The sequence below is a fragment of the Luteimonas padinae genome (genome assembly GCF_014652935.1).
In the GTDB taxonomy this organism is placed as follows: Bacteria; Pseudomonadota; Gammaproteobacteria; order Xanthomonadales; family Xanthomonadaceae; genus Luteimonas; species Luteimonas padinae.
Map to the genome: position 1 here is coordinate 59240 of NZ_BMZT01000006.1, position 22570 is coordinate 81809.

At 72.4% G+C, this 22570-nt stretch carries 26 protein-coding genes; 15 read left to right on the forward strand and 11 right to left on the reverse strand.

Translation table 11 applies throughout. From position 1 onward, the window contains the following. The first annotated feature begins 14 nt into the window (after window positions 1–14). The 7 genes from IE168_RS08205 to mgtE all read left to right on the forward strand — a co-directional run bounded on the left by IE168_RS08205 (window position 15) and on the right by mgtE (window position 6264). The gene (locus tag IE168_RS08205) at window positions 15–485 is read left to right on the forward strand and encodes a PTS sugar transporter subunit IIA (protein ID WP_189497070.1); all 471 of its coding nucleotides are present in this window, start codon (window positions 15–17) and stop codon (window positions 483–485) included. Continuing rightward, the gene (gene hprK, locus IE168_RS08210) at window positions 482–1441 is read left to right on the forward strand and encodes an HPr(Ser) kinase/phosphatase (RefSeq protein WP_189497072.1); all 960 of its coding nucleotides are present in this window, start codon (window positions 482–484) and stop codon (window positions 1439–1441) included. Before IE168_RS08205 ends, hprK begins: the two co-directional genes overlap by 4 nt. Further along, window positions 1438–2328, forward strand: a complete 891-nt coding sequence (gene rapZ / locus IE168_RS08215; protein WP_189497074.1) for an RNase adapter RapZ — start codon at window positions 1438–1440, stop codon at window positions 2326–2328. The genes hprK and rapZ overlap by 4 nt, the downstream gene beginning before the upstream one ends. A gap of 71 nt (window positions 2329–2399) precedes the next feature. After that, on the forward strand, window positions 2400–2792 hold the full coding sequence (locus IE168_RS08220; RefSeq protein ID WP_189497076.1) for a PTS sugar transporter subunit IIA: 393 nt from the start codon (window positions 2400–2402) through the stop codon (window positions 2790–2792). Window positions 2793–2804: 12 nt separating this feature from the next. Further along, complete coding sequence (locus tag IE168_RS08225) at window positions 2805–3074, forward strand: HPr family phosphocarrier protein (RefSeq protein WP_189497078.1); 270 nt, start codon at window positions 2805–2807, stop codon at window positions 3072–3074. Continuing rightward, window positions 3074–4795, forward strand: a complete 1722-nt coding sequence (gene ptsP, locus IE168_RS08230) for a phosphoenolpyruvate--protein phosphotransferase (RefSeq protein ID WP_189497080.1) — start codon at window positions 3074–3076, stop codon at window positions 4793–4795. The genes IE168_RS08225 and ptsP overlap by 1 nt, the downstream gene beginning before the upstream one ends. A 107-nt stretch (window positions 4796–4902) precedes the next feature. Then, window positions 4903–6264, forward strand: coding sequence for a magnesium transporter (gene mgtE / locus IE168_RS08235; protein ID WP_189497082.1), 1362 nt, complete (start codon window positions 4903–4905; stop codon window positions 6262–6264). Between the two features lie 191 nt (window positions 6265–6455). On the opposite strand, the gene IE168_RS08240 is transcribed toward mgtE, so the two are convergent. From IE168_RS08240 to IE168_RS08250, 3 genes are read right to left on the reverse strand one after another with little or no spacing between them, the layout of a single operon-like run. Continuing rightward, a complete protein-coding gene (locus tag IE168_RS08240) occupies window positions 6456–7397 on the reverse strand; it encodes an aspartate carbamoyltransferase catalytic subunit (protein ID WP_189497084.1) in 942 nt (313 codons plus the stop codon). Further along, window positions 7394–7882, reverse strand: coding sequence for a Holliday junction resolvase RuvX (gene ruvX / locus IE168_RS08245; RefSeq protein ID WP_189497086.1), 489 nt, complete (start codon window positions 7880–7882; stop codon window positions 7394–7396). The genes IE168_RS08240 and ruvX overlap by 4 nt, the downstream gene beginning before the upstream one ends. Further along, window positions 7882–8448 (reverse strand): YqgE/AlgH family protein, encoded by a 567-nt coding sequence (locus IE168_RS08250; protein WP_189497088.1) that lies wholly within the window; start codon window positions 8446–8448, stop codon window positions 7882–7884. The genes ruvX and IE168_RS08250 overlap by 1 nt, the downstream gene beginning before the upstream one ends. Window positions 8449–8527: 79 nt before the next feature. Here IE168_RS08250 and IE168_RS08255 point away from each other — a divergent pair, with 79 nt between their 5' ends. After that, window positions 8528–10348, forward strand: coding sequence for a DUF4153 domain-containing protein (locus IE168_RS08255; RefSeq protein WP_189497091.1), 1821 nt, complete (start codon window positions 8528–8530; stop codon window positions 10346–10348). A gap of 53 nt (window positions 10349–10401) precedes the next feature. Here the strand turns inward: IE168_RS08255 and IE168_RS08260 are convergent, their stop codons facing one another. The 4 genes from IE168_RS08260 to IE168_RS08275 form a co-directional block, all read right to left on the reverse strand. Then, a complete protein-coding gene (locus IE168_RS08260) occupies window positions 10402–10863 on the reverse strand; it encodes an FKBP-type peptidyl-prolyl cis-trans isomerase (RefSeq protein ID WP_189497093.1) in 462 nt (153 codons plus the stop codon). Window positions 10864–11069: 206 nt separating this feature from the next. Continuing rightward, a complete protein-coding gene (locus tag IE168_RS08265) occupies window positions 11070–11696 on the reverse strand; it encodes a superoxide dismutase (RefSeq protein WP_189497096.1) in 627 nt (208 codons plus the stop codon). 619 nt (window positions 11697–12315) lie between these two features. Then, window positions 12316–13446, reverse strand: a complete 1131-nt coding sequence (locus IE168_RS08270) for a PilT/PilU family type 4a pilus ATPase (RefSeq protein ID WP_189497114.1) — start codon at window positions 13444–13446, stop codon at window positions 12316–12318. Between the two features lie 12 nt (window positions 13447–13458). Beyond that, window positions 13459–14496, reverse strand: a complete 1038-nt coding sequence (locus IE168_RS08275) for a type IV pilus twitching motility protein PilT (RefSeq protein ID WP_189497116.1) — start codon at window positions 14494–14496, stop codon at window positions 13459–13461. 134 nt (window positions 14497–14630) lie between these two features. On the opposite strand from IE168_RS08275, the gene IE168_RS08280 reads away from it, so the two are divergent. After that, complete coding sequence (locus IE168_RS08280) at window positions 14631–15329, forward strand: YggS family pyridoxal phosphate-dependent enzyme (RefSeq protein WP_189497118.1); 699 nt, start codon at window positions 14631–14633, stop codon at window positions 15327–15329. Between the two features lie 103 nt (window positions 15330–15432). Then, the gene (proC, locus tag IE168_RS08285; RefSeq protein WP_189497120.1) at window positions 15433–16272 is read left to right on the forward strand and encodes a pyrroline-5-carboxylate reductase; all 840 of its coding nucleotides are present in this window, start codon (window positions 15433–15435) and stop codon (window positions 16270–16272) included. A gap of 9 nt (window positions 16273–16281) precedes the next feature. On the opposite strand, the gene IE168_RS08290 is transcribed toward proC, so the two are convergent. From IE168_RS08290 to pdxH, 3 genes are all read right to left on the reverse strand, one after another. Next, on the reverse strand, window positions 16282–16677 hold the full coding sequence (locus IE168_RS08290) for a DoxX family protein (RefSeq protein WP_229823262.1): 396 nt from the start codon (window positions 16675–16677) through the stop codon (window positions 16282–16284). Window positions 16678–16780: 103 nt separating this feature from the next. Then, window positions 16781–17638, reverse strand: coding sequence for a cobalamin-binding protein (locus IE168_RS08295; RefSeq protein WP_229823276.1), 858 nt, complete (start codon window positions 17636–17638; stop codon window positions 16781–16783). After that, on the reverse strand, window positions 17635–18231 hold the full coding sequence (gene pdxH, locus IE168_RS08300; RefSeq protein ID WP_189497122.1) for a pyridoxamine 5'-phosphate oxidase: 597 nt from the start codon (window positions 18229–18231) through the stop codon (window positions 17635–17637). Before pdxH ends, IE168_RS08295 begins: the two co-directional genes overlap by 4 nt. A 65-nt stretch (window positions 18232–18296) precedes the next feature. Between pdxH and IE168_RS08305 the strand changes: the two genes are divergently transcribed. Beyond that, window positions 18297–19127, forward strand: coding sequence for a kinase (locus tag IE168_RS08305; RefSeq protein WP_189497124.1), 831 nt, complete (start codon window positions 18297–18299; stop codon window positions 19125–19127). Here the strand turns inward: IE168_RS08305 and IE168_RS08310 are convergent. Beyond that, complete coding sequence (locus IE168_RS08310; RefSeq protein ID WP_189497126.1) at window positions 19108–19311, reverse strand: dodecin family protein; 204 nt, start codon at window positions 19309–19311, stop codon at window positions 19108–19110. The two genes, IE168_RS08305 and IE168_RS08310, sit on opposite strands and share 20 nt — an antisense overlap. A gap of 139 nt (window positions 19312–19450) precedes the next feature. Between IE168_RS08310 and IE168_RS08315 the strand changes: the two genes are divergently transcribed. Genes IE168_RS08315 through hemE form a run of 4 tightly spaced genes read left to right on the forward strand, consistent with a single transcriptional unit; the run spans window position 19451 to window position 22509 of the window. Next, complete coding sequence (locus IE168_RS08315) at window positions 19451–20014, forward strand: shikimate kinase (RefSeq protein WP_189497128.1); 564 nt, start codon at window positions 19451–19453, stop codon at window positions 20012–20014. Further along, on the forward strand, window positions 20011–21102 hold the full coding sequence (gene aroB / locus IE168_RS08320; protein WP_189497130.1) for a 3-dehydroquinate synthase: 1092 nt from the start codon (window positions 20011–20013) through the stop codon (window positions 21100–21102). The genes IE168_RS08315 and aroB overlap by 4 nt, the downstream gene beginning before the upstream one ends. 37 nt (window positions 21103–21139) lie before the next feature. After that, window positions 21140–21397, forward strand: a complete 258-nt coding sequence (locus IE168_RS08325; RefSeq protein ID WP_189497132.1) for a WGR domain-containing protein — start codon at window positions 21140–21142, stop codon at window positions 21395–21397. 38 nt (window positions 21398–21435) lie between these two features. Next, window positions 21436–22509, forward strand: a complete 1074-nt coding sequence (gene hemE, locus IE168_RS08330) for a uroporphyrinogen decarboxylase (protein WP_189497134.1) — start codon at window positions 21436–21438, stop codon at window positions 22507–22509. Window positions 22510–22570: the final 61 nt, after the last annotated feature.

The window sequence follows — 22570 nt, forward strand, 5'->3', positions numbered from 1 at the left end:
GAAGGGGGAGCCACATGCCGTACACCGACCTGCTCACGGCCGGTCGCATCGTGCAGGTCGTGGAGCCGGGCGGTCGTGACCAGGTGCTGGACGCGGCCGCCCGCCTGCTCAGCGGCGGCTCCCCGGACTGGACCCAGGCCATCGGCGACGGCCTGCGCGCGCGCGAGGCGATCGGCAGCACCGCCATCGGCCGCGGCGTCGCCATCCCGCACTGCCACAGCGCTGCCTGCAGCGCGCCGGTCGCGGCTTTTTTGAGGCTGGCCGCGCCGGTCGATTTCCGCGCCCATGACGGCTGTCCCGTCGACCTGGTGTTCGCGATGGTCGTGCCCCAAGGACAGGCGCAACAGCACCTCGACACCCTGTCCGAGCTCGCCGGCCAGTTCGCCGATGCGGGATTTCGCGACGCGGTCCGTGCCGCGCGCGACATCGCCGCGCTGCGCGCGCTGCTGCTGCGCCTCGACCTGCCGGGGGCACGCAGCGCATGAACGCGGCGATCACCGCCCGGGAGCTCTTCGAGCAGCTGCGCGGACGCCTCGGGCTGCGCTGGATCGCCGGACAGGCGGGCGCCTCGCGCCAGCTCGAAGCCGTCGACACCGTCGCCCGCCGCCCCTCGCTGGCCGGCTACCTCAACATCATCTATCCCAACAAGGTGCAGATCCTCGGCACCGAGGAACTCGCCTGGCTGGACGGCCTGGAGCCGCGGCAGCGCTGGGAGACGCTGGAGAAGATCCTGCAGTTCGGGCCGCTGGCGCTTGTGGTCAGCAAGGGCCAGCCCTGCCCCGAGGACCTGATCGAGATGGCGGAGGAATCCGGCATCGCCCTGTGGTCGTCGCCACGCCGCGGCCACGAGCTCTACAACGTGTTGCAGTACCACCTCGCCGGCGCGCTGGCGCGGCGGACCACGCTGCACGGGGTGTTCATGGAGATCTACTCCATCGGCGTGCTGATCACCGGCGAATCCGGCACCGGCAAGAGCGAGCTCGCGCTGGAGCTGGTCACCCGCGGCCACCGCCTGGTCGCCGACGATGCCCCCGAGTTCGCGCAGATCGCGCCCGACGTGCTCGACGGCACCTGCCCGGAGCTGCTGCAGGACCTGCTCGAGCTGCGCGGCCTGGGCGTGCTCAACATCCGCGAGATGTTCGGCGACACCGCGGTGAAACGGAACAAGTACCTGCGCCTGATCGTGCACCTGGCGCGCCCCGAGGACAGCCGCGAGTCGCGCGATGCCAGCGGCATGGTGCGGCTCACCGGCGACCTCGGCTCGCGCCGCGTACTCGATCTGGACGTGCCGATGATCACCCTGCCGGTGATGCCCGGCCGCAACCTCGCGGTGCTGACCGAAGCCGCGACCCGCGTGCACATGCTGCGCGCCAAGGGCGTCGATCCGGCCGCCGCCTTCCTCGCCCGCCACTCGCACTTCCTCGAACGGGGCACGCCATGAACACGACCGGCAACGGCGGCACCGGCAACGCGCTGGTCATCGTCAGCGGCATGTCGGGCAGCGGCAAGACCGTCGCGCTCAACACCTTCGAAGACCTCGACTTCTACTGCGTCGACAACCTGCCGGCGGAGCTGCTGCCCGAATTCGTGCGCAGCGCCACCCATCCCGAACGCGCGTCGCAGAAGCTCGCCGTCGGGATCGACGTGCGCAGCCGCGGCGACCTCGCGAACCTGCCCGAGTGGCTGTCGGCGGTGGGCGCGCTGGGCTTCGACCCGAAGCTGGTGTTCTTCGACACCGCCGACAACGTCCTGCTCAAGCGCTATGCCGACACCCGGCGCCGGCACCCGCTGACGCGCCTGGGCCTGGCGCTCTCGGACGCCATCGCGCTGGAACGCCAGGTGCTGCGCCCGCTGCGGCAGCTGGCCGACGTCACCATCGACACCAGCGACCTCAACGTCCACCAGCTGCGCCATCGCGTGCTGACCGAGCTCGGGCTGGCGATGGACTCGTCGCTGTCGCTGCTGTTCGAGTCCTTCGCCTACCGCCGCGGGCTGCCGCCGGACGCGGACTTCGTGTTCGACGCCCGCGCCCTGCCCAATCCGCACTGGGATCCGCGCCTGCGCCCGCTGTCGGGCCGCGACGGGCCGGTGCGCGAGTACTTCGAGGCGCCGGAACAGGCCGACGTCGCCGCGTTCCTGGGCCAGGTCAACGCCTTCCTCGACGCCTGGCTGCCGCGCATGGACTCGTCCACGCGCAGCTACGTGACCGTAGCCTTCGGCTGCACCGGCGGCCGCCACCGCTCGGTCTACCTGGCCGAGGCCGCCGCGGAACACGCCCGCAGCCGCGGCTGGAGCGAAGTCGCCACGCACCACCGCGAACTCGACTGAATCCGCCGACGCCGGCCGCAACGCGCACGCGGCGCTTCCGGACCGTCATGCCGCTCTGCTAGTTTGTGCCGATGGCCGTCGGAATCCTGCTCGTCACGCATCTCGGAATCGGCACTGCGCTCGCCGCGGTGGCCGGCCGGCTGCTGGGCACGCTGCCGTTGAAGGTGGAAGTGTTCGAGATGTCCTACGACGCCGACCCCGGCGCGGCCCTGCCCGCCGCCAGCGCCGCGCTGCGCCGTGCCGATGGCGGCGACGGCGTGCTGGTGCTGACCGACCTCTACGGGGCCACGCCGGCCAACCTCGCCGCGCGACTGGCGCAGCTGGGCACGCCGGTCCGGCGCGTGTCCGCGCTCAGCCTGCCGATGCTGCTGCGGGTCCTGAACTATCCCGAGCTTCCGCTCGACGCGCTGCCCGCGGTGGCGGCGGCCGGCGCGCGGAACGGAGTGCTGCACGATGACGCATGAGGTGGGCCGGCCATGATCGAACGCGAACTGCTCGTGTCCAACCGGCTCGGCCTGCACGCGCGCGCCACCGCGAAGCTGGTGCAGCTGCTGTCGGGCTATGACGTCAACGCGACCCTGACCGCCAAGGGCCGCGAGATCAACGCCAAGAGCATCATGGGGGTGATGCTGCTCGCGGCCGGGCACGGCACCGCGGTGACCCTGCGGGTCGAAGGCGGCGACGAGGCCGCCGCCGCCGACGCCGTCTGCGCCCTGTTCGAGCGGCGATTCGACGAGGACAGCTGATGCGCCGGCTGTACCCCGGCCACGGCGCATCGCGGGGCAACGCCCTGGGCCGAGCGCGCGTGCGCCAGCCGCATGCGCTGGAAGTCGCCGAGGAGCGCATCGCGCCACACCAGGCCGCGGCCGAGGTCGCGCGCCTGCACGAGGCCATCGACACGGTGCGGGCCGAGCTGCGCGACCTGCGTTCGCGCCTGCACGGCGCGCTGGCGCACGAGGTCGGCGAGTTCCTCGACCTGCACGCGCTGCTGCTCGACGATCCGGAGCTGCTGCAGGGCCTGGATGGTCTGATCGCCAACGAGCTGCACGGCGCCGACTTCGCGCTGCGCGTGCAGCGCGACCGCCTGGCCGCGGTGTTCGAAAGCATGGACGACCCCTACTTTCGCAGCCGCGTGGAGGACATCGACCACGTCATCGGCCGCATCCACTCGGCGCTGCACCGGCACGACGCGCAGGTCACCGGCGTCGCCGGCGAGATCCTGGTGGCCGACAGCCTGGCGCCGTCCGAGATCGCGCGCCTGCACACGCGCGGCGTGCTCGGCATCGTCACCGCGGGCGGCAGCATGCTCTCGCACACCGCGATCCTGGCGCGCAGCCTGCACCTGCCGCTGGTGGTGGGCTCGCCGCAGGCGCTGACGCAGGTCAACGACGGCGACGTGCTGATGATCGACGGCGCCACCGGGCTGGTGATCGTCGATCCGGACGCCGACGACCTGCGCGCCCACCGCGAGCGCGTGCGCGAGGGCAAGCGCGAGCGCCGCCAGCTGCACCGGCTGCGCCGCGAGCCGTCGCGCACCGTCGACGGCGTCGACATCCGGCTCTATGCCAACGCCGAGACCCGCGAGGACGTCGCCGAGGCGCACGCGCTGGGTGCGGCGGGCGTGGGCCTGTACCGCACCGAGTTCCTGTTCCTGCAGCGCGACGAACTGCCGTCCGAGGAGGAACAGTTCGTCGCCTATCGCGACCTCGTGCTCGGCATGACCGGGCGCATCGCCACCATCCGCACCCTCGACATCGGCGCCGACAAGGCCGACGGCAGCGGCCTGGCCCTGCCATACGAACCCAATCCAGCGCTGGGCGTGCGCGGCGTGCGCCTGGCGCTGCGCCGGCGCGAGGTGTTCACCAGCCAGCTGCGCGCGATCCTGCGGGCCTCGGGCTACGGGCCGATCCGCATCCTGCTGCCGATGGTGGCGCGCCGCGAGGAACTGCTGGCGGCGCGGCGCCTGGTGCGCACCGTCGCCACCCGCCTGCGCCGCGAAGGCCACGCGGTCGCCGACGGCATCCCGCTGGGCGCGATGATCGAGGTCCCGGCCGCGGCGATCGCATTGCCTGCGATCATCGACCTGGTCGACTTCGTCTCCATCGGCACCAACGACCTGGTGCAGTACCTGCTCGCCGCCGACCGCGGCAACGACGCCCTGGCCGATCTGCACAGCCCGCTGCACCCGGCCGTGCTGCAGCTGCTGCACCAGGTGATCACGACGGCACGCACGCACGGCCGGCCCGCCGCGGTCTGCGGGGAAATGGCCGGCGATGCGCTGTTCACGCCGCTGCTGCTGGCGCTGGGGCTGGAGGAGTTCAGCCTGCATCCCGGCAACCTGCTCGAAGTGCGCCGTGCGATCCGCGCGCAGGAGCTTGCTGCATTGCGCACGGCCGCACCGGCGCTGCTGCGCGCGCGCGACCAGGCCGGCATCGAACGCTGGCTCGCGGCGGTGGCGGCGGCCTGATCGCCGTGCGCGGGGTGTGCAGCAGCGTCGGCGCGGGCGATAATCCGCGCATGAACGCCTGACCCTGTCGCGCTGATGTCGCGCGACGCGCTCCTCGGAAGCATTCCATGGCCGAAGCCGTCCGCCACGACAAGACCGCGCGCCAGCTGCGCCTGCTCTCCGATGCGCTCGACAGCGGCCGCCTCGGGCCCGTCCGCCGGCTGATCAACACGCTCGCGCCGGCCGAGATCGGCAACCTGCTGGAATCGCTGCCGCCCGACCGCCGCATGGTGGTCTGGGGCCTGGTCGACGCCGAGGACGACGGCGAGGTGCTGGTCCACGTCGGCGACGAGGTGCGCGAAAGCCTGATCGCGGACATGGATCCCGACGAGCTGGTCGCGGCGGTCGAGGACCTCGACATCGACGACCTCGCCGACCTGGTCGAGGACCTGCCCGAGGCCGTCACCGGGCAGATCCTGCAGTCGATGGACCGCGAGAACCGCGAGCGCCTGGAGCAGGCGCTGTCCTACGAGGAGGACACCGCCGGCCGCCTGATGAACCCCGACGTGGTGACGGTGCGCGCCGACACCACGGTGGACGTGGTGCTGCGCTTCCTGCGCCTCAGGGGCGAACTGCCCGAGAACACCGACCACCTGTACGTGGTCAACCGCCGCCACCAGCTGCTGGGCTGGGTGGCACTGCAGAAGCTGGTGACCAGCGAGCCCGGGGTGCCGATCAACAAGCTGATCGACGACGAGCTGACCGCGATCCACGCCGCCGAGTCGGCCGAATCCGTGGCCCGGCAGTTCTCCGACCATGACTGGGTGTCCGCGCCCGTGGTCGACGAGGGCAACGTGCTGCTGGGCCGCATCACCATCGACGACGTCGTTGACATCATCCGCGAGCAGGCCGAGCACCAGGCGCTGGGCGCCGCCGGCCTGGACGAGGACGAGGACCTGTTCTCGCCGGTGAAGCGCGCGGTGCGCGGCCGCATCGTGTGGCTGGGCGTGAACCTGGCCACCGCGTTCCTGGCGGCGGCGGTGATCGGGCGCTTCGAGGCCACGATCGAGAAGATCGTCGCGCTTGCGGTGCTGATGCCGATCGTCGCCGGCATCGGCGGCAATGCCGGCATGCAGGTGCTGACCCTGATGGTGCGCGGCCTGGCGCTGGGCCAGGTGGGCGCGAGCAACGCCGGCGTGCTGCTGTGGAAGGAAGTGCGGGTGGCGCTGATCAACGGGCTGCTGATCGGTGGCTTCGTCGGCCTGGTGGCGTTCGCGTGGTTCCAGGACTGGCTGCTCGGCGTAGTCATCACCGCGGCGCTGGTGATCAACTTCTCCTGCGCGGCGCTTGCCGGCGTGCTGGTGCCGCTGGCGATGAAGCGCGCCGACGTCGACCCGGCGGTGGCCGGCGGCGTGGTGGTGACCGCAGTGACCGACGTGGTCGGCTTCTTCAGCTTCCTCGGCCTGGCGACCGTCATCCTGCTGCGCTGAGCGCCGGGCCACGCCTCGTTCCTGGTTCCTGCGCCTCCTGCGTTCCCCGTGCTTCTGTAGGAGCAGCTACAGCTGCGACCGGCCACGGACCCCGGCTGCGATCACGGGCCGCCGCATGCCGGGGTCGCAGCTGTAGCTGCTCCCACGGAAAATCAGGACGCGGGAAACGGGGAGGGGCGCGGGATCGCGGATCACGCCAGCAGGGCTTCGAGCACCGCCATGCGCACGGCCACGCCGTTGGCCACCTGCCTCAGCACCAGCGACTGCGGGCCGTCGGCGACCTCGTCGCTGATCTCCACGCCGCGGTTCATCGGCCCCGGGTGCAGTATCACCGCGTCCGGCGCGGCGCGGCGCAGGCGCGCGGCGGTGAGGCCGTAATCGCGGTGGTAGGCCTCGAGCGAAGGCACCAGGCCCTCCTCCATGCGCTCGCGCTGCAGGCGCAGCATGAACACCGCGTCGACCCCGTCGAGCGCGGCATCCAGGTCGCCCCCGACGCTGCAGCCGGCCAGGGTGGCGTCGTCGGGCAGCAGGCTGGCCGGGCCGCAGGCGCGGATCTCGCCGATGCCCAGCGCGCGCAGCGCGTGCAGTTCCGAGCGCGCCACGCGCGAGTGGCGGATGTCACCGACCACCGCGACCTTCAGCGCGCCGAAGTCCGCGCCCTTGGCCTGGCGCAGGCTCAGCACGTCGAGCAGGCCCTGGGTCGGGTGCGCGCTGCGGCCGTCGCCGGCATTGACCACGGCGGTCCCGGGCTGCGCGGAGGCGGCCAGCATCGCCGCGGCGCCGTCCTCGCGGTGGCGCACGATGAATCCGCGCACGCCCATGGCCTCGATGTTGCGGAAGGTGTCGAGCGCGGTCTCGCCCTTGCTGGTCGACGAGGTCGAGGCGTCGAAGGCCAGCACGTCCGCGCCCAGCCGCTGGGCGGCGCGCTGGAATGACAGCCGCGTGCGCGTGGACGGCTCGAAGAACAGGGTGCAGGCCGCGACCCCGGCCAGCGCGGTGCGCGGGTCGGCGGCGCCCTCGCCGTCGATGAAGGCCTGGGCGCGGTCGAGCAGCGCCACCAGGGTCGCGCGCGGCAGGCCCTCGAGGGTGAGCAGGTGGCGCAAGCGGCCGTCTTCGGTGGTCTGCAGGCTCATGCGGAAGCGTCGTGCGAAGGTGGATCGGGGTCGATGGCGACGGCGTCGGCGGGGGATGCCAGCCAGCGTTCGACGATGATCGCCGCGGCCACGGCGTCCAGCGCGGCGGCGTCGCGGCGGCGGCGGCGGCCCTCGGCTCGGTCGACGGCGAAGCGCTGCGCGGCCTCGACCGAGCTGGAGCGCTCGTCGACCATCACCACCGGCAGCCGGAAGCGGCGCACGAGTTCGCGCGCGAAGGCGCGGGCGCGCTCGCGGATCGGCTGGTCGCCGCCGTCGAGGGTCATCGGGTCGCCGACCACGCAGCCGTCCGGACGCCATTCCTTCAGCAGGCGCTCCACCGCAGCCCAGTCGACGTGGTCGGCGTGCACATCGACCACGGCCAGCGCGCGCGCACCGTGCCCGAAGGCGCTGCCCACGGCCACGCCGATGCGGCGTGCGCCGACGTCGAAGCCGAGCACGGTGCCGTCGGCGCGGATCGTGGCCATCAGGCGTGCCCGGCGTAGCCCGGCATGTGCGCCATGTCGACGCCGATGCGGCCGGCGGCGGCCTGCCAGCGCGACTCCAGCGGCAGCGCGAACAGGATCTCGCCGTCGGACGGCACCGTCAGCCAGCTGTTCTCGCCCAGCTCGGCCTCGAGCTGGCCGGCGCTCCAGCCGGCGCAGCCCAGGGCCACCACGACCCGGGCCGGCCCTTCTCCGCGGGCCATCGCCTCGAGCACGTCGCGCGAGGTGGTCACGCGCAGGTCCTCGGCGACGCTGAGGCTCGACTCCCAGTCGCGCGCACCGTCGTGGATCACGAAGCCGCGCTCGGGATGCACCGGGCCGCCGGCGAGCACCGGGGTGGCGCACAGCGCGGCGTCGTCGCAGGCGATGCCCATCTGCGCGAAGATCTCGCCCAGGGTGTAGTCGGAGCGGCGGTTGACCACCACGCCCATGGCGCCGCCGGCGTCGTGCTGGCACAGCAGCGACACGGTGCGCTCGAAGTTCGGGTCGGCCAGCGACGGAAGCGCGACCAGCAGCTGGTTGGCGAGCGGTGTGGGCTGGGCGGACATGGCGCCATTCTAGCCAGTGCCGCGGCATCGCGCCCGGCCGCGGCTACCATGGCCGCCACGCCAACGCCGCGAACCCGCCATGTCGACAGCCACCGAACTCCCGCGCAACGAACGTGCCTTCATCGTGCTGCTCGCCGTGCTCCAGGGCGGGCTGATGTACCTGGCGCAGAAGGGGCACGCGGCGGGCTGGTGGCCGTTCGCGGCGCTCGGCGGACGGGTCTGCTGGTACAGCCTGGTGCTGGCGGTGCCAACGATGATGGCGCTGGGCGTGGTGCGCCTGCGCGATGCGCGCTTCTGGCAGCACGCAGCGGGCACGGCGCTGGTCGTTGGCGGGCTGGCGGCCTGGGCGGCCTGGAACGCCACCGGCGGCCCGGCCGTGCAGGCGGACAGCGTGCTCGGGCCCTTCGGCGCCTCGCTCGCCATCGGCCTGTTCGTGGCCCTGCCCTGGCTGCAGTGCCGCCTGGCGCATGGCCGCTGGCGCGCGCCCTATGCCTGCCTGTTCGAACACGCCTGGCAGAACACGCTGACGCTCGCCCTCGCGGCGCTGTTCACCGGCATCTGCTGGCTGGTGCTCTACCTGTGGGGCGCGCTGTTCGCGCTGGTGAAGGTCGAGTTCTTCCGCGAGCTGTTCCGCGAGGATGCCTTCGTGCATCTCGCCACCGGCGCGATGGCGGGCCTGGGCGTGCTGATCGGCCGGACCCAGCACCGCGCGGTGATGGTCGCGCGCCAGGTGCTGTTCGCGATTTTCACCGGGCTGCTGCCGCTGCTGGCCTTCATCGCCGCGCTGTTCGTGGCCAGCCTGCCCTTCACCGGCCTGGAGCCGCTGTGGGAGGTGCGCTCGGCGGCCGCGACCCTGGTGACCGTGGTCGCGCTGCTGGTGGCCTTCACCAACTCGGTGCTGCAGGACGGCGAAGGTGCCCGGCCCTACCCCGCCTGGCTGCGCCGCCTGGTCGACGCCGGCCTGGCGCTGCTGCCGGTGTATGCGCTGCTCGCGCTGTACGCGCTTTGGCTGCGCATCGACCAGCACGGCTGGACCGCCGACCGGGTCTGGGCCGTGCTGCTCGCGCTGGTCGTCGCCGGCTACGCCTTCGGCTATGCCTGGGCGGTGCTGCGCGGCCGCGACGGCTGGCTGTCGGCGATCCGGCCGGTGAACCGCGTGATGTCGCTGGCGGTGGTGGCGCTGGCGGTGCTGGCCAACACGCCGCTGCTGGATCCGCACCGGATCAGCGTGTCCAGCCAGCTGCAGCGCCTTGCCGACGGGCGCACCGCACCGGACGACTTCGACCTCGAGTGGCTGCGTTTCGACAGCGGCCGGCGCGGTTGGGAGGCGACGCTGGCGCTGCGCGCGCATCCGGCCTGGGCGACGGATCCGGAACGGCTGGCGGAACTCGAGCGCCTGCTCGCCCGCCAGAACCGCTGGGGCGACTGGCGGGCCGACGCGCCCGCGGACGCGCCCGAGCGCGACGCGGCCTCGCTGCGCGCACAGGTGCGCCTGGCCGAGGGCGCCGTCGCACCCGGGGATGACTGGTGGAACGCGCTGGCCGCGGGCATGGGCGAACGCAACTGCGCCGCGGCCTCCGACGACTGCATCCTGCTGATGCCCGAGCTCGACGGCGACGGCGCGCCCGATCCGATGCTGTGCACGCTCGGCAACGGGCCCGGCGCCTACTGCGTGATCCATGCGCGCGGCAAGGACGGCACCTGGGCGCCCGCCGCATGGTTCGAACTCTGGCCCGAAGGCAGGTCGGAACAGGCCTGGCGCCGCGCGCTGCGCCAGGACCTGCTGGCCGGACGCGTCGAGCCCATGCCACGCAGCTGGCCCGACCTGCGGATCGGCGACGGCAACCGGCGCCGGCTGGAGATCATCGAAGACGACGCGGACGCGCCCGGGACCAGGTAGCCGTCCGTGCCCCTGCGGACCGCTCGCGTGCCGCCGATCCGGCGGCGCCCGGCTCAGCCCAGGCCGAACCGGACCTCGTCCGCCGTCGGCACCCGCACCGCCAGCACCTCCAGTTCGGCGCGCACGCGGCGCCCGGCCAGCGGATGGTTGCCATCGACGGTGATCGTGTCCGCCGCCACTGCCGTCACCACCACGTCGAGCGGGCCCTTCGCGGTCGTGGTCTCGAGGCGGTCACCCACCTTCGGCTCCGTGGCCGCGCGCCACATGCTGCGCGGCAGGACCTGCACCAGCGCGTCGTGCCGCGGGCCGAAGCCGTCCTCGGGCGGCACCACCACCTCGAATCGCTCGCCGGCGCTGCGCCCTTCCAGCGCCTGCTCCAGCCCGCGCGCGATGCCACCGGTGCCGTGCATGTAGGTCAGCGGCTCGTGGCCGCGGGTGCTGGTGATGGGCGCGCCGCTGTCGGCGTCGGTCAGCGTGAAGTGCACGGTGGCGATGCGGCGGTCTGCAATGTCCATCGTCGGCGGGATCCTCGGCGGGTATCGCCGCATCCTCGCCAGCGCGCCGCGCGCGCGCAAGCCCGCAGGCGCGGCGACGTGACCGGATTCGCAGCCGCGGTGCCGCGCCCGCCGTCGATGCCCGCCACGGCAGGCGGCCCGCCCGCCGGAAACACGAAGCCCCGCGCGTGCGGGGCTTCGTGCGTGGACCGGATGCGCTGGCGTGATCAGCCGGCGACGGCGGCTTGGTAGCGGCGCTCGACCTCGTTCCAGTCGACGACGTTGTAGAACGCGCCGATGTAGTCCGGGCGACGGTTCTGGTACTTCAGGTAGTAGGCGTGCTCCCACACGTCCAGGCCCAGGACCGGGGTATTGCCCGAGCCGATGCCCTTCATGAGCGGGTTGTCCTGGTTGGCGCTCGACTCGACCGAGAGCTTGCCGGCCTTGTCGACCGACAGCCAGGCCCAGCCGCTGCCGAAGCGGGTCAGCGCGGCCTTGGTGAAGGCTTCCTTGAAGGCCTCGAAGCCGCCGAGGTCGCTCTCGATGCGCTCGGCCACCTTGCCCACCGGCTGGCCGCCGCCCTCGGGCGACATCACCGTCCAGAACAGGGAGTGGTTGGCGTGGCCGCCGGCGTTGTTGCGCAGCGGACCGCGCTTGTCCTCGGGCAGCGCGTCGAGGTTGGCGATGATCTCCTCGGCGGACTTGTCGGCCCACTCGGTACCTTCCAGCGCCGCGTTGGCGTTGTTGATGTAGGTCTGGTGGTGCTTGGTGTGGTGGATTTCCATCGTCTGCGCGTCGATGTGCGGCTCGAGCGCGTCGTACGCGTAGGGCAGCTTGGGCAGGGTGAACGCCATGGCAGGTCTCCAGTGGTGGATGTATCGGCCCGCCATTGTCTCCCGCGGCAGGTAAAAAGTGCGCAAAAGGAAAGGTTCTCCCCAACCGAGGGGAAGAACGCGGCGGGGCATCGCGGTGCTTCTACGCGTGGCCTGCTGATGCAGGCCGCCGGAAAGGTGGTCGTGCTGCGGTGCGATGCCTGCTGCCGCTCATGTCCCCCGGCTGCGGCCTGCGGCCACAGCCTCCTCCTTGACTTCCCGTCAGCAGGCATCGCACCGCAGTCCGGAACAGTGCCGCCGGTCCAAGGATGGTGGAAGCGTCGCCCCCGGAGCCGCTGGAGAAGGGCAGAACGTTGACGCGCCTCGCGGCTCACGCAAGGGCCAATAGCCCACGCCGCGTTTTTTCCAACGGCCCGCCGGGGCCTTGCACGCTTCGGCGCGTGGCCTGCTGACGGGAAGTCAAGGAGGAGATGCCGGCCCCTGTGGGGCCGGCATCGGGGGACATGAGCGGCAGCAGGCCATGCGTCGAAGCGCCGCGATGCCCCCACCCCCACCCGCGCTCTTTCCCTCAGCCGGGAGAAGAACCAGGGAAAAGGGCGCCACGCGGGCGCCCTGTCCTGGACACGCGAAACGCTGCGTCTCAGGTGACCTCGGCCACCTCGACCCCGTCCAGGCCCTGCGACAGCGTGCGCGCATCGCCACCCTGGGCCAGCTTGATGCGCAGGCGCACCTCGTTGGCGGAGTCGGCGTAGCGCAGCGCGTCCTCGTAGGAGATCTCGCCGGCCTGGTAGAGCTCGAACAGGCTCTGGTCGAAGGTCTTCATGCCGAGATTGGTCGACTCCTTCATGACCTCCTTCAGCTTGTGGATCTCGCCGTCGCGGATGTAGTCCTGCACCAGCGGGGTGCCGAGCATGATCTCCATCGCCACCCGGCGGCCCTTGCCGTCGGGCGTCGGGATCAGCTGCTGCGCGACCACGCCCTTGAGGTTCAGCGACAGGTCCATCAGCAGCTGGCCGCGGCGGTCCTCGGGGAAGAAGTTGATGATGCGGTCCATCGCCTGGTTGGCGTTGTTGGCGTGCAGCGTGCACAGCACCAGGTGGCCGGTCTCGGCGAAGGCGATGGCGTGGTCCATGCCCTCGCGGGTACGCACCTCGCCGATCATGATCACGTCCGGCGCCTGGCGCAGGGTGTTCTTCAGCGCGTTCTCCCAGCTGTCGGTGTCGATGCCGACCTCGCGCTGGGTGATGATGCAGCCGTCGTGCTTGTGCACGAACTCGATCGGGTCCTCGATGGTGATGATGTGCCCGGTGGAGTTCTGGTTGCGGTAGCCGATCATCGACGCCAGCGACGTCGATTTACCCGTGCCGGTGGCACCGACGAAGATGATGATGCCGCGCTTGGTCATCGCAAGCGTCTTGATGATTGGCGGCAGGTTGAGCTCTTCGATCGACGGGATCCGGGTTTCGATCCGGCGCAGCACCATGCCCACCTGGTTGCGCTGGTAGAAGCACGACACGCGGAAGCGGCCGACGCCGGACACGCCGATGGCGAAGTTGCACTCGTGGGTGCGCTCGAACTCCTCGCGCTGCGGCGGCGTCATCACGTTCAGCACCAGGTCGCGCGCCTGCTGCGGGGTGAGCGGGTTCTGGGTGATCGGCGAGATCTTGCCGTGGACCTTCATCGACGGCGGCATGCCGGCGGTGATGAACAGGTCCGACGCCTTCTGGTGCGCCATCAGCTTGAGGTAGGAGGTGAAGTCGATGGCGCTCATGGAATGCTCCGGTTACTCGAACAGCCGCTTGTCCTTGGCATAGTCCTTCGCCTGCGCGCGCGTGATCATGGCGCGCTTCACCAGGTCCTGGAGGTGCTGGTCGAGCGTCATCATGCCGTGCTGCTGGCCGGTCTGGATCGCCGAATACATCTGCGCGACCTTGTCCTCGCGGATCAGGTTGCGGATGGCGGGCACGCCGACCATGATTTCCCAGGCCGCGGTGCGCCCGCCGCCGACCTTCTTCAGCAGCGCCTGCGAGATCACCGCGCGCAGCGACTCCGACAGCATCGAGCGCACCATCGGCTTCTCGCCGGCGGGGAACACGTCGATGATGCGGTCGATGGTCTTGGCGGCCGACGAGGTGTGCAGGGTGCCAAACACCAGGTGGCCGGTCTCGGCCGCGGTGAGCGCCAGGCGGATGGTCTCGAGGTCGCGCAGCTCGCCGACCAGGATGTAGTCCGGGTCCTCGCGCAGGGCCGAGCGCAGCGCCTCGTTGAAGCCGTGGGTGTCGCGGTGCACCTCGCGCTGGTTGATCAGGCACTTCTGCGCGGTGTGCACGAATTCGATCGGGTCCTCGATGGTGAGGATGTGCCCGTACTCGTTCTTGTTGATGTGGTCGACCATCGCCGCCAGCGTGGTCGACTTGCCCGAGCCCGTGGGGCCGGTGACCAGGATCAGGCCCTGCGGCTGGTCGATCAGCTCCTTGAAGATCCGCGGCGTGCCGAGGTCCTCGAGCGTCAGCACCTCGGACGGAATGGTGCGGAACACCGCGCCCGCGCCGCGGTTCTGGTTGAAGGCGTTGACGCGGAAGCGCGCCAGGCCGGCGATCTCGAACGAGAAGTCGACCTCGAGGAACTCCTCGTAGTCGCGGCGCTGCTTGTCCGACATGATGTCGTAGACCAGCGCGTGCACCTGCTTGTGGTCGAGCGCCGGGATGTTGATCCGGCGGACGTCGCCGTCGACGCGGATCATCGGCGGCAGGCCTGCGGACAGGTGCAGGTCCGACGCCTTGTTCTTGACTGAAAACGCCAGAAGTTCGGCGATATCCATGCATGCTCCCCAGCGGCAGTGCAAGTTGTTGTCGAGACGCCGGACCGGGTCGCGGCTGGCGCCAGAGTACTCCCCGGGGGCAGTATAGCCCCGTATCCGCGTCACAGAACCAGCGCGGCAGGAGGAGCTGGCAGATGCCGACGGGACCCCTCGCGCGCGTCCTCGACTCGATGGAAAACGCGGCCGCCGACGTGGCGCGGCCAGCGCCGCGCCTGGTCGCCGTGGGCAAGACCCGCTGCGCCGGCGAGATCGCCGCGCTGGCCGCGGACTGGGCGCGGCTGCGCCCGGGCGCCACCCTCGCCTTCGGCGAGAACTACGTGCAGGAGGCCGCGGCCAAGGTCGCCGCGCTGGACGGCAGCGGTATCGAATGGCACCTGATCGGACACCTGCAGTCGAACAAGGCGGCGCAGGCCGCGGCGCTGTTCGACTGGGTGCAGTCGGTCGACCGGCCGAAGCTGGTCGCCGCCCTGGCCGCGGCGCGCACGGAGTCGCGGCCGCCGCTGAACGTGCTGGTCCAGGTCAACGTCGACGGCGAGGCCGGCAAGCATGGCTGCGCGCCCGGCGACGTCCCGGCGCTGGCGGCGGCGATCGCGGCGCAGCCGCGGCTCGCGCTGCGCGGGCTGATGGCGATCCCCGAACCGCATCCGGACCTCTCGCGACGCCGCGAGGCCTTTGCCGCCATGCGCGCGCTGCACGAGGCGCTCCGCGCCGACCATCCCGGCGCCGACACGCTGTCGATGGGCATGAGCGCGGATTACCCGGAGGCGATCGCCGAGGGCGCGACCATGGTGCGGATCGGCACCGCGCTGTTCGGGCCACGCGCGAAGGCCTGAACCGGCCGCGACGTCGCCGGCGGCGACGCAAGGCCTGGAGGCGTTCGCGGGCACGGCCCACCCGGGCGACAATGCCGCCCTGTCCATCCAGAGAGGCCGCGCCATGCCCCGTCCCGCATCCACGTTGGAAGACACCACCGCCTTCATCGGCGGCGGCAACATGGCGCGCAGCCTCGTCGGCGGCATGGTCGCGCGCGGCGCCGACCCCGCCGCCATCCACGTGGCCGAACCCGTGGACGCGCTGCGCGAGGCGCTGGCGCGCGACTTCGGCGTGCGGGTGCATGCCGACGCCGGCGACGCGGTGGCGGGCGCCGGCACCTGGGTGTTCGCGGTCAAGCCGCAGGTGATGCGCACGGTCTGCGAAGGCCTGGCCGCGCGCGCGGGCGACGCCCGTCCGCTGGCGGTGTCGATCGCCGCCGGCATCACCACCGCGCAGCTGTCGGCGTGGCTGGGCGGCGACGCCGCGGTGGTCCGGGCGATGCCCAACACCCCGGCCCTGCTCGGCGCCGGCGTCACCGGCCTCTACGCCAACGCCGCCGTCGACGCGGCCGGGCGCGAACGCGCCGCTTCGCTGCTGTCGGCGACCGGCGAGACCGTCTGGATCGCCGACGAAGCGCTGATGGACGCGGTCACCGCCGTCTCCGGCAGCGGGCCGGCGTACGTCTTCCTGCTCGCCGAGGCCATGGAGGACGCGGCCCGCGCCCAGGGCCTGCCCGCCGACGCCGCGCGCACGCTCGTGACGCAGACCCTGCTCGGCGCCGCGCGCATGCTCACCGAAGCCGGCGAGCCGCCGGCCGGACTGCGCCGGCGCGTGACGTCTCCGGGTGGCACCACCCAGGCCGCGATCGAGGCCTTCGAGGCCGGCGGCCTGCGCACGCTGGTCGCCGAGGCGATCGCGGCCGCGACGCTGCGCGGCCGCGAACTGTCCGCCGCCAACGACTGAGGCCGCGCCTCAGTTCTGGTTGATGCCGTAGCGTCCCGGGCCCAGCAGGGCGATCGCCACCGCGGTGCCGAGGAACATGCCCTGCAGCTCCAGCGCCCAGCCGCCCTGGCCGTTGAGCTGGTCGAGCTGGCCCATGTGCGCCAGCACGATGGCGACGACCATGTTGATGGCCACCAGCACCGCGCCGATGCGCGCGTGGACGCCGAACACCAGCATCAGCGGCGCCAGCACCTCGCCGATCAGCACGCCATATGCCAGCACGCCGGGCAGGCCCGCCGCCTCGACCATGCCTTCGATGCCCGACATGCCGCCGCGCAGCTTGGCGATGCCGTGCAGCAGGATCAGAACGCCGAGGGTCACCCGCAGCAGCAGCTTGCCGAGGTCCTGCATCGCAGCCTGGTTCATGTCGCGCTCCCCGCATCCGTGGTCGAGGCGGCGATGATGACAGAGGAGGTGGTCGCAGCTGTAGCTGCTCCCACAGAAGCAGCCGCCCCGGCCGTAGGAGCAGCTATAGCTGCGACCGACTCCCCCGCTCCGCTGCGCCTCCGTCCCGCCGCGCCGCCCAGCCGTGGACGATGCCGGCCAGCGCCTGCACGCCATCGGTCAGCGCCGCGGGCCCCGGCTGCAGGATCAGCGGCGACTTCACCTCGTGCAGCTCGCCGTCGCGCACCGCCGGGATCGCGTCCCAGCCCGGCCGCGCCGCGACCCGGTCAGGGCGGAACTTCTTGCCGCACCAGGAGCCGATGATGATGTCGGGCGCACGCCGCACGACCTCGCCGGCGTCGGCCAGGATGCGCTGCTTCGCGAGCGGCTCGGCCGCGTGCTCGGGGAAGACATCGTCGCCGCCGGCGATGCCGACCAGCTCCGAGACCCACCGGATGCCGGTGATCGGCGGGTCGTCCCATTCCTCGAAGTAGACGCGCGGGCGCCGCGACAGCGTGGCGGCGCGCGCTGCGACCTCGTCGAGCCCGCGCTGCAGCCCGTCCGCGTACGACTCCGCGCGCGCCGACGCACCGACCAGGGCACCCAGCCGGCGCACGTAGTCGAGGATGCCGTCGACGCTGCGATGGTTGCTGATCCACACCTCCACGCCCCGGCGCACCAGCTCGGCGGCGATGTCGGCCTGGATGTCGGAGAAGCCGATCGCGAGGTCCGGCGCGAGCTTCATGATCTCGTCGATCTTCGCGCTGGTGAAGGCGCTGACCTTGGGCTTCTCCTTCCGCGCCCGTGGCGGGCGCACGGTAAAGCCGCTGATGCCGACGATGCGGTGGTCCTCGCCGAGCGCGTACAGCGTCTCGGTGGGCTCCTCGGTCAGGCAGACGATGCGGCGCGGGCTGCGAAGGGGCGTCGGTGCCACCGCACTCACGGATACAGCATCCGCTTGCTGCAGTCGCCGGCGAGGTCGCGCTCATACAGCCAGCGCTCGTGCCAGCGGTATTCGGCGGCGTACCAGAACTCGATGCGCTCGGGATCCACGCGCAGGCCGGTCCAGCGCGGCGGGCGCGGCACCTCGCGGCCCTCGAACTCGCGCTCGGCCTCGGCCAGGCGGCGGTCGAACTCGTCGCGCGACTCCAGCACCTCCGACTGCAGCGAGGCCCAGGCGCCAAGCTGGCTGCCACGCGGGCGGCTGGCGAAGTAGGCGTCGGCCTCGGCCTCGTCGACGATCGCGACGCCGCCCTCGACGCGTACCTGCACGCCCAAGCGCACGCGCGGCCAGTGGAACAGCAGCGCCGCCCGCGGATTGGCCTTGAGCTCGCGGCCCTTGCGACCGTCGAGGTGGGTATAGAAGACGAAGCCGCGCGCGTCGTACGCCTTCAGCAGCACCGTGCGCAGCGAGGGCCGGCCATCCGGCGTGGCGGTGGCGAGCTGCATCGCCGTGCGGTCGGGCTCGCCCGCGGCGAGGGCCTCGTCGAACAGGGTGTCGAAGGTCTGCAGGGCTTCGGCGTACAGGTCGTGCATCGGCAGGGGTGCTCCGCTGGGTTCCGGTGCGCAGGCCGGGCCCGCGCCTGGGCTATCGTGCCCGGATGGCGACGCGCTTGCACACACGGGGCTTCGATGCGCGGCTCGTTTCGGCGGTCCTCGACGACGCGCTCACCGCCGGCGCCCGCGTCTACGGCATCAGCGGCCTGCAGGGCAGCGGAAAATCCACGCTGGCCGCGCAGGTGGCGGCCGAAGCCGGCCGCCGCGGCCTGCGCTGCGCGGTGCTGTCGATCGACGATTTCTACCTGCCGCGCGCGGAACGCATGCGCCTGGCGCGCGACGTGCACCCGCTGCTGGCCACGCGCGGCCCGGCGGGCACGCACGAGGTGGCGCTGGCGATCGGGATCCTCGACGCCCTGCGCGCCGGCGAGGGCGCCGCGCTGCCGCGCTTCGACAAGCTGGCCGACGACCGCCTGCCGCGCACGCAGTGGCCGCGCGTGGACGGCGCCGACCTGGTGCTGTTCGAAGGCTGGTTCCTCGGCACGCCCGCCGAGGACGCATCGGCGCTGGACGCGCCGCTCAACGCGCTCGAGCGCGACGAGGACGGCGACGGCCGCTGGCGGCGCTGGTGCAACCGGGCGCTGGCCGATGCGTATCCGGCGCTGTGGCGCCGCATCGACCGCCTGCTCCTGCTGCAGGCGCCGTCGTTCGAGGTCGTGCCCGGCTGGCGCCGCGAGGCGGAGCGGGCGCTGGCCGCCGCGCGCCCGGGCATGCCGTCGATGGACGATGCCTCCCTCGACCGCTTCGTGCAGCACTACGAGCGCACCAGCCGCCAGGCGCTGCGCACGCTGCCGGGCATCGCCGACCGCGTCGTCGCGCTGGATGCGCGGCGGCGGCCGGTCCCGCCCGGCGGCCTCAGTCGACCACGAAGCTGATCCGCAGGTTCACCCGCCACTCGGTGATGTTGCCGCCGCCGTCAGTGACGACCTTGGTTTCGTTGATCCACGCGCCCTTGATGTTCTTCACGCTCTCGGCGCACTTCGCGAGTCCCTTGCGCACCGCGTCCTCGACGCTGGTGGGCGAGGAGGCGTTGATTTCGATGACCTTGGCAACCGACATGACGTGCTCCTTGTTTGCTGGCGCCGCCCACCCGGGCGGCAGGAACGCGCATGCTGGGCGACGCGCCGTTAAGTTGGCGCATCGCCGCCGCGCCGGGCTGCTAGCATCGTCGCGCTCCCCCGATCGAAACCTCCGCGCCATGACTCCAGCCCGCCACCTCGTGCTCGTCGGCCCCATGGGCGCCGGCAAGACCTCGATCGGACGCTGCCTGGCGAAGCTCTTCGGGCTGCCCTTCGTCGACAGCGACCACGAGGTCGAACAGCGCACCGGGGCCACGGTCCCGACGATCTTCGAATGCGAGGGCGAGGCCGGCTTCCGCGCGCGCGAGCGCGAGACGCTGGCGACGCTGCTTGCAGGCCCGGCGGCGGTGCTCGCCACCGGCGGCGGCGCCGTGCTCGATGCCGGCACCCGCCGGCTGCTGGCCGCGAACGGCTTCGTGGTGCACCTGCACGCGGACGTGCCGACCCTGCTCGAGCGCCTCGCCCGCGACCGCAGCCGTCCGCTGCTCGCCGCCGGCGACCGCGAGGCGACGCTGCGCCGCCTCGCGTCCGAACGCGACCCGCTGTACGCCGAAGTCGCCGACCTGGTCTTCGACACCGCTCATCTCGCTCCGGCCGAGGCGGCACGCCAGCTCGCGAGCGAGCTGGACCGATGCTGGCAGCCCTCGCACGGCCGCCCGGTGGCGACGGAGCCCGCGGCATGAGCGCACGCCAGCGCATCGACGTCGGCGGCGCCGCGCCCTACGCCATCCACATCGGCCCGGGCCTGCTGGCCGACGGCGAAGCGCTCGCCGCACCGCTCCGCGGCCGCCAGGCGCTGCTGGTCAGCGACAGCCACGTCGCGCCGCTCCATGCCGACGCGGTGCGCGGCGCACTCCTCGCCGCGCGCCCGGACGCGCGCATCGACACCTTCGTGCTGCCGGCCGGGGAGGCCGCCAAGACCCTGGCCGGGTTCGGCGACGCCATCGCCGCCCTGGCCGCGCTCGGCGCCACCCGCGACGCCTGCGTCTACGCCCTCGGCGGCGGCGTGGTCGGCGACCTGGCCGGCTTCGCCGCGGCCTGCTGGATGCGCGGCATCGACTGCGTGCAGCTGCCGACCAGCCTGCTGGCCATGGTCGACTCCTCGGTCGGCGGCAAGACCGCGGTCGACCTGCCCCTGGGCAAGAACCTGGTCGGCGCCTTCCACCCGCCACGTGCGGTGTTCGCCGACACCGCCGTGCTGCGCAGCCTGCCCGACCGCGAGCTGCGGGCCGGGCTGGCCGAGGTGCTGAAGTACGGCGCCATCGCCGACGCCGGCTTCCTCGACTGGCTGTCCGGACGCGCCGGCGCGCTGCTGGAGCGGGAGGACGCGGCGCTGGCCGGGGCCATCGCGCGCAGCTGCGCGCACAAGGCCGCGATCGTCGAGCGCGACCCCTTCGAACACGGCGAGCGCGCCCTGCTCAACTTCGGCCACACCTTCGGCCACGCCATCGAGACCGCACAGGCCTACGACGGCCTCAACCACGGCGAGGCCGTGGCGGTGGGCATGGTGCTGGCCGCGCGGCTGTCGGCGCGCCTCGGCCATGCCAGCGAAGCCGATGCGGATCGCCTGCAGGCGGTCCTGGAACGCTTCGGCCTGCCGGTGGCCCTGCCCGCGGGCCTCGACCCGGACGCCCTGCTCGCGCACATGCGCCTGGACAAGAAGGCCCAGGCCAGCGGCCTGCGCTTCGTGCTGTGGGACGGCATCGGCCGCGCGCGCGTGGTTGCCGGCGTGCCCGCGGACGCGGTGCTCGCGGTCCTGCGCGGCGCCTGAGGCCCCGGACGGGCCGGTGGCGTAGAATCAGCGGTCCATGCGCCTGCTCCTGCAACAACGCCCCGATGGCCACGAAGCCCCGCGCTTCGTGCAGCTGATGCTGCAGCCCGACCTTCTGGGGGGCTGGACCCTGCTGCGCGAGACCGGGCAGATCGGCGGCCGCAGCAGCGTGCGCCGCGAGCAGTTCCTCGACCAGGCCTCGGCCATCGCCGCGCTGGAACAGGCGCGCGACCAGCAGCTCAAGCGCGGCTTCCAGCTGATGTTCGCGCAGGGCGCCGACGCCGCGCGCCGCTGAGCGCGCGGCGCCACCCACTTCGATACAGGACCAGAGACTTGTCGCAGACCCTCCGCAATGACCGCTTCCTCCGCGCCCTCCGCCGCGAACCCGTTGACTGCACGCCGGTGTGGCTGATGCGCCAGGCCGGGCGCTACCTGCCGGAGTACCGCGCCACCCGCGCGAAGGCCGGCAGCTTCATGGCGATGGCGACGAACCCGGAGCTGGCCTGCGAGGTCACCCTGCAGCCGCTGGAGCGCTTCGAGCTCGACGCCGCGATCCTGTTCTCCGACATCCTCACCATCCCCGACGCCATGGGCCTGGGCCTGCACTTCGTCGACGGCGAGGGCCCGAAGTTCGAGCGCCCGGTGCGCGACGCGGCGGCGATCGCGAAGCTCGGCGTGCCCGACATGGAAACGGAGCTGCGCTACGTGATGGACGCGGTGCGCGTGATCCGCCGCGAGCTCGACGGCCGCGTGCCGCTGATCGGCTTCTCCGGCAGCCCCTGGACGCTGGCCTGCTACATGGTCGAGGGCGGCGGCAGCAAGGACTTCGCGCGCATCAAGGCGATGGCGCACAACGACCCGGAGGCGCTGCACGCGCTGCTCGAGGTCAACACCAGGTCCGTCATCGCCTACCTCGCCGCGCAGCGCGCGGCCGGCGCCCAGGCGCTGCAGGTGTTCGACACCTGGGGCGGGGTGCTGTCACCGGCGATGTACCGTGAGTTCTCGCTGCCCTACCTCGAGCGCATCGCGCGCGAGCTCGAACGCGGCGAAGGCACGGAGCGCACGCCGCTGATCGTGTTCGGCAAGGGCAACGCCGCCTACCTCGGCGAGCTGGCCGGCATCGGCGCCGAGGGCGTGGGCGTGGACTGGCTGATCGACCTGGGCGACGCCGCCCGCGTCACCGGCGGCAGGGTCGCGCTGCAGGGCAACCTCGACCCGACCACGCTCTACGGCTCGCCCGACGCCATCCGCCGCGAAGTGCGCCGCGCGCTCGACAGCTACCGCGACGGCAACGGCGGCTCGCGCGAAGGCCACGTCTTCAACCTCGGCCACGGCATGTCGCCGGGCATGGATCCGGAGCACGTGCGCGTGCTGGTGGACGAGGTGCACGCGTACAGCCGGCGCTGACCGGCCCCCGGCACAGCCGGGACCGACGCCCGGACCAGGCCGGACCGCGACGGCGCGGGCC

Excerpts from the sequence above, each read along its gene's own strand:
- ptsP (WP_189497080.1), top strand. The coding sequence starts at position 3,074 with ATGCGCCGGCTGTACCCCGGCCACGGCGCATCGCGGGGCAACGCCCTG.
- IE168_RS08260 (WP_189497093.1), bottom strand. The coding sequence starts at position 10,863 with ATGGACATTGCAGACCGCCGCATCGCCACCGTGCACTTCACGCTGACC.
- IE168_RS08275 (WP_189497116.1), bottom strand. The coding sequence starts at position 14,496 with ATGGATATCGCCGAACTTCTGGCGTTTTCAGTCAAGAACAAGGCGTCG.
- IE168_RS08265 (WP_189497096.1), bottom strand. The coding sequence starts at position 11,696 with ATGGCGTTCACCCTGCCCAAGCTGCCCTACGCGTACGACGCGCTCGAG.
- IE168_RS08255 (WP_189497091.1), top strand. The coding sequence starts at position 8,528 with ATGTCGACAGCCACCGAACTCCCGCGCAACGAACGTGCCTTCATCGTG.
- IE168_RS08270 (WP_189497114.1), bottom strand. The coding sequence starts at position 13,446 with ATGAGCGCCATCGACTTCACCTCCTACCTCAAGCTGATGGCGCACCAG.
- IE168_RS08220 (WP_189497076.1), top strand. The coding sequence starts at position 2,400 with ATGGCCGTCGGAATCCTGCTCGTCACGCATCTCGGAATCGGCACTGCG.
- IE168_RS08225 (WP_189497078.1), top strand. The coding sequence starts at position 2,805 with ATGATCGAACGCGAACTGCTCGTGTCCAACCGGCTCGGCCTGCACGCG.
- mgtE (WP_189497082.1), top strand. The coding sequence starts at position 4,903 with ATGGCCGAAGCCGTCCGCCACGACAAGACCGCGCGCCAGCTGCGCCTG.
- proC (WP_189497120.1), top strand. The coding sequence starts at position 15,433 with ATGCCCCGTCCCGCATCCACGTTGGAAGACACCACCGCCTTCATCGGC.
- pdxH (WP_189497122.1), bottom strand. The coding sequence starts at position 18,231 with ATGCACGACCTGTACGCCGAAGCCCTGCAGACCTTCGACACCCTGTTC.
- IE168_RS08315 (WP_189497128.1), top strand. The coding sequence starts at position 19,451 with ATGACTCCAGCCCGCCACCTCGTGCTCGTCGGCCCCATGGGCGCCGGC.
- aroB (WP_189497130.1), top strand. The coding sequence starts at position 20,011 with ATGAGCGCACGCCAGCGCATCGACGTCGGCGGCGCCGCGCCCTACGCC.
- IE168_RS08325 (WP_189497132.1), top strand. The coding sequence starts at position 21,140 with ATGCGCCTGCTCCTGCAACAACGCCCCGATGGCCACGAAGCCCCGCGC.
- IE168_RS08250 (WP_189497088.1), bottom strand. The coding sequence starts at position 8,448 with ATGTCCGCCCAGCCCACACCGCTCGCCAACCAGCTGCTGGTCGCGCTT.
- IE168_RS08240 (WP_189497084.1), bottom strand. The coding sequence starts at position 7,397 with ATGAGCCTGCAGACCACCGAAGACGGCCGCTTGCGCCACCTGCTCACC.
- hprK (WP_189497072.1), top strand. The coding sequence starts at position 482 with ATGAACGCGGCGATCACCGCCCGGGAGCTCTTCGAGCAGCTGCGCGGA.
- IE168_RS08310 (WP_189497126.1), bottom strand. The coding sequence starts at position 19,311 with ATGTCGGTTGCCAAGGTCATCGAAATCAACGCCTCCTCGCCCACCAGC.
- IE168_RS08305 (WP_189497124.1), top strand. The coding sequence starts at position 18,297 with ATGGCGACGCGCTTGCACACACGGGGCTTCGATGCGCGGCTCGTTTCG.
- IE168_RS08280 (WP_189497118.1), top strand. The coding sequence starts at position 14,631 with ATGCCGACGGGACCCCTCGCGCGCGTCCTCGACTCGATGGAAAACGCG.
- IE168_RS08290 (WP_229823262.1), bottom strand. The coding sequence starts at position 16,677 with ATGAACCAGGCTGCGATGCAGGACCTCGGCAAGCTGCTGCTGCGGGTG.
- ruvX (WP_189497086.1), bottom strand. The coding sequence starts at position 7,882 with ATGGCCACGATCCGCGCCGACGGCACCGTGCTCGGCTTCGACGTCGGC.
- rapZ (WP_189497074.1), top strand. The coding sequence starts at position 1,438 with ATGAACACGACCGGCAACGGCGGCACCGGCAACGCGCTGGTCATCGTC.
- IE168_RS08205 (WP_189497070.1), top strand. The coding sequence starts at position 15 with ATGCCGTACACCGACCTGCTCACGGCCGGTCGCATCGTGCAGGTCGTG.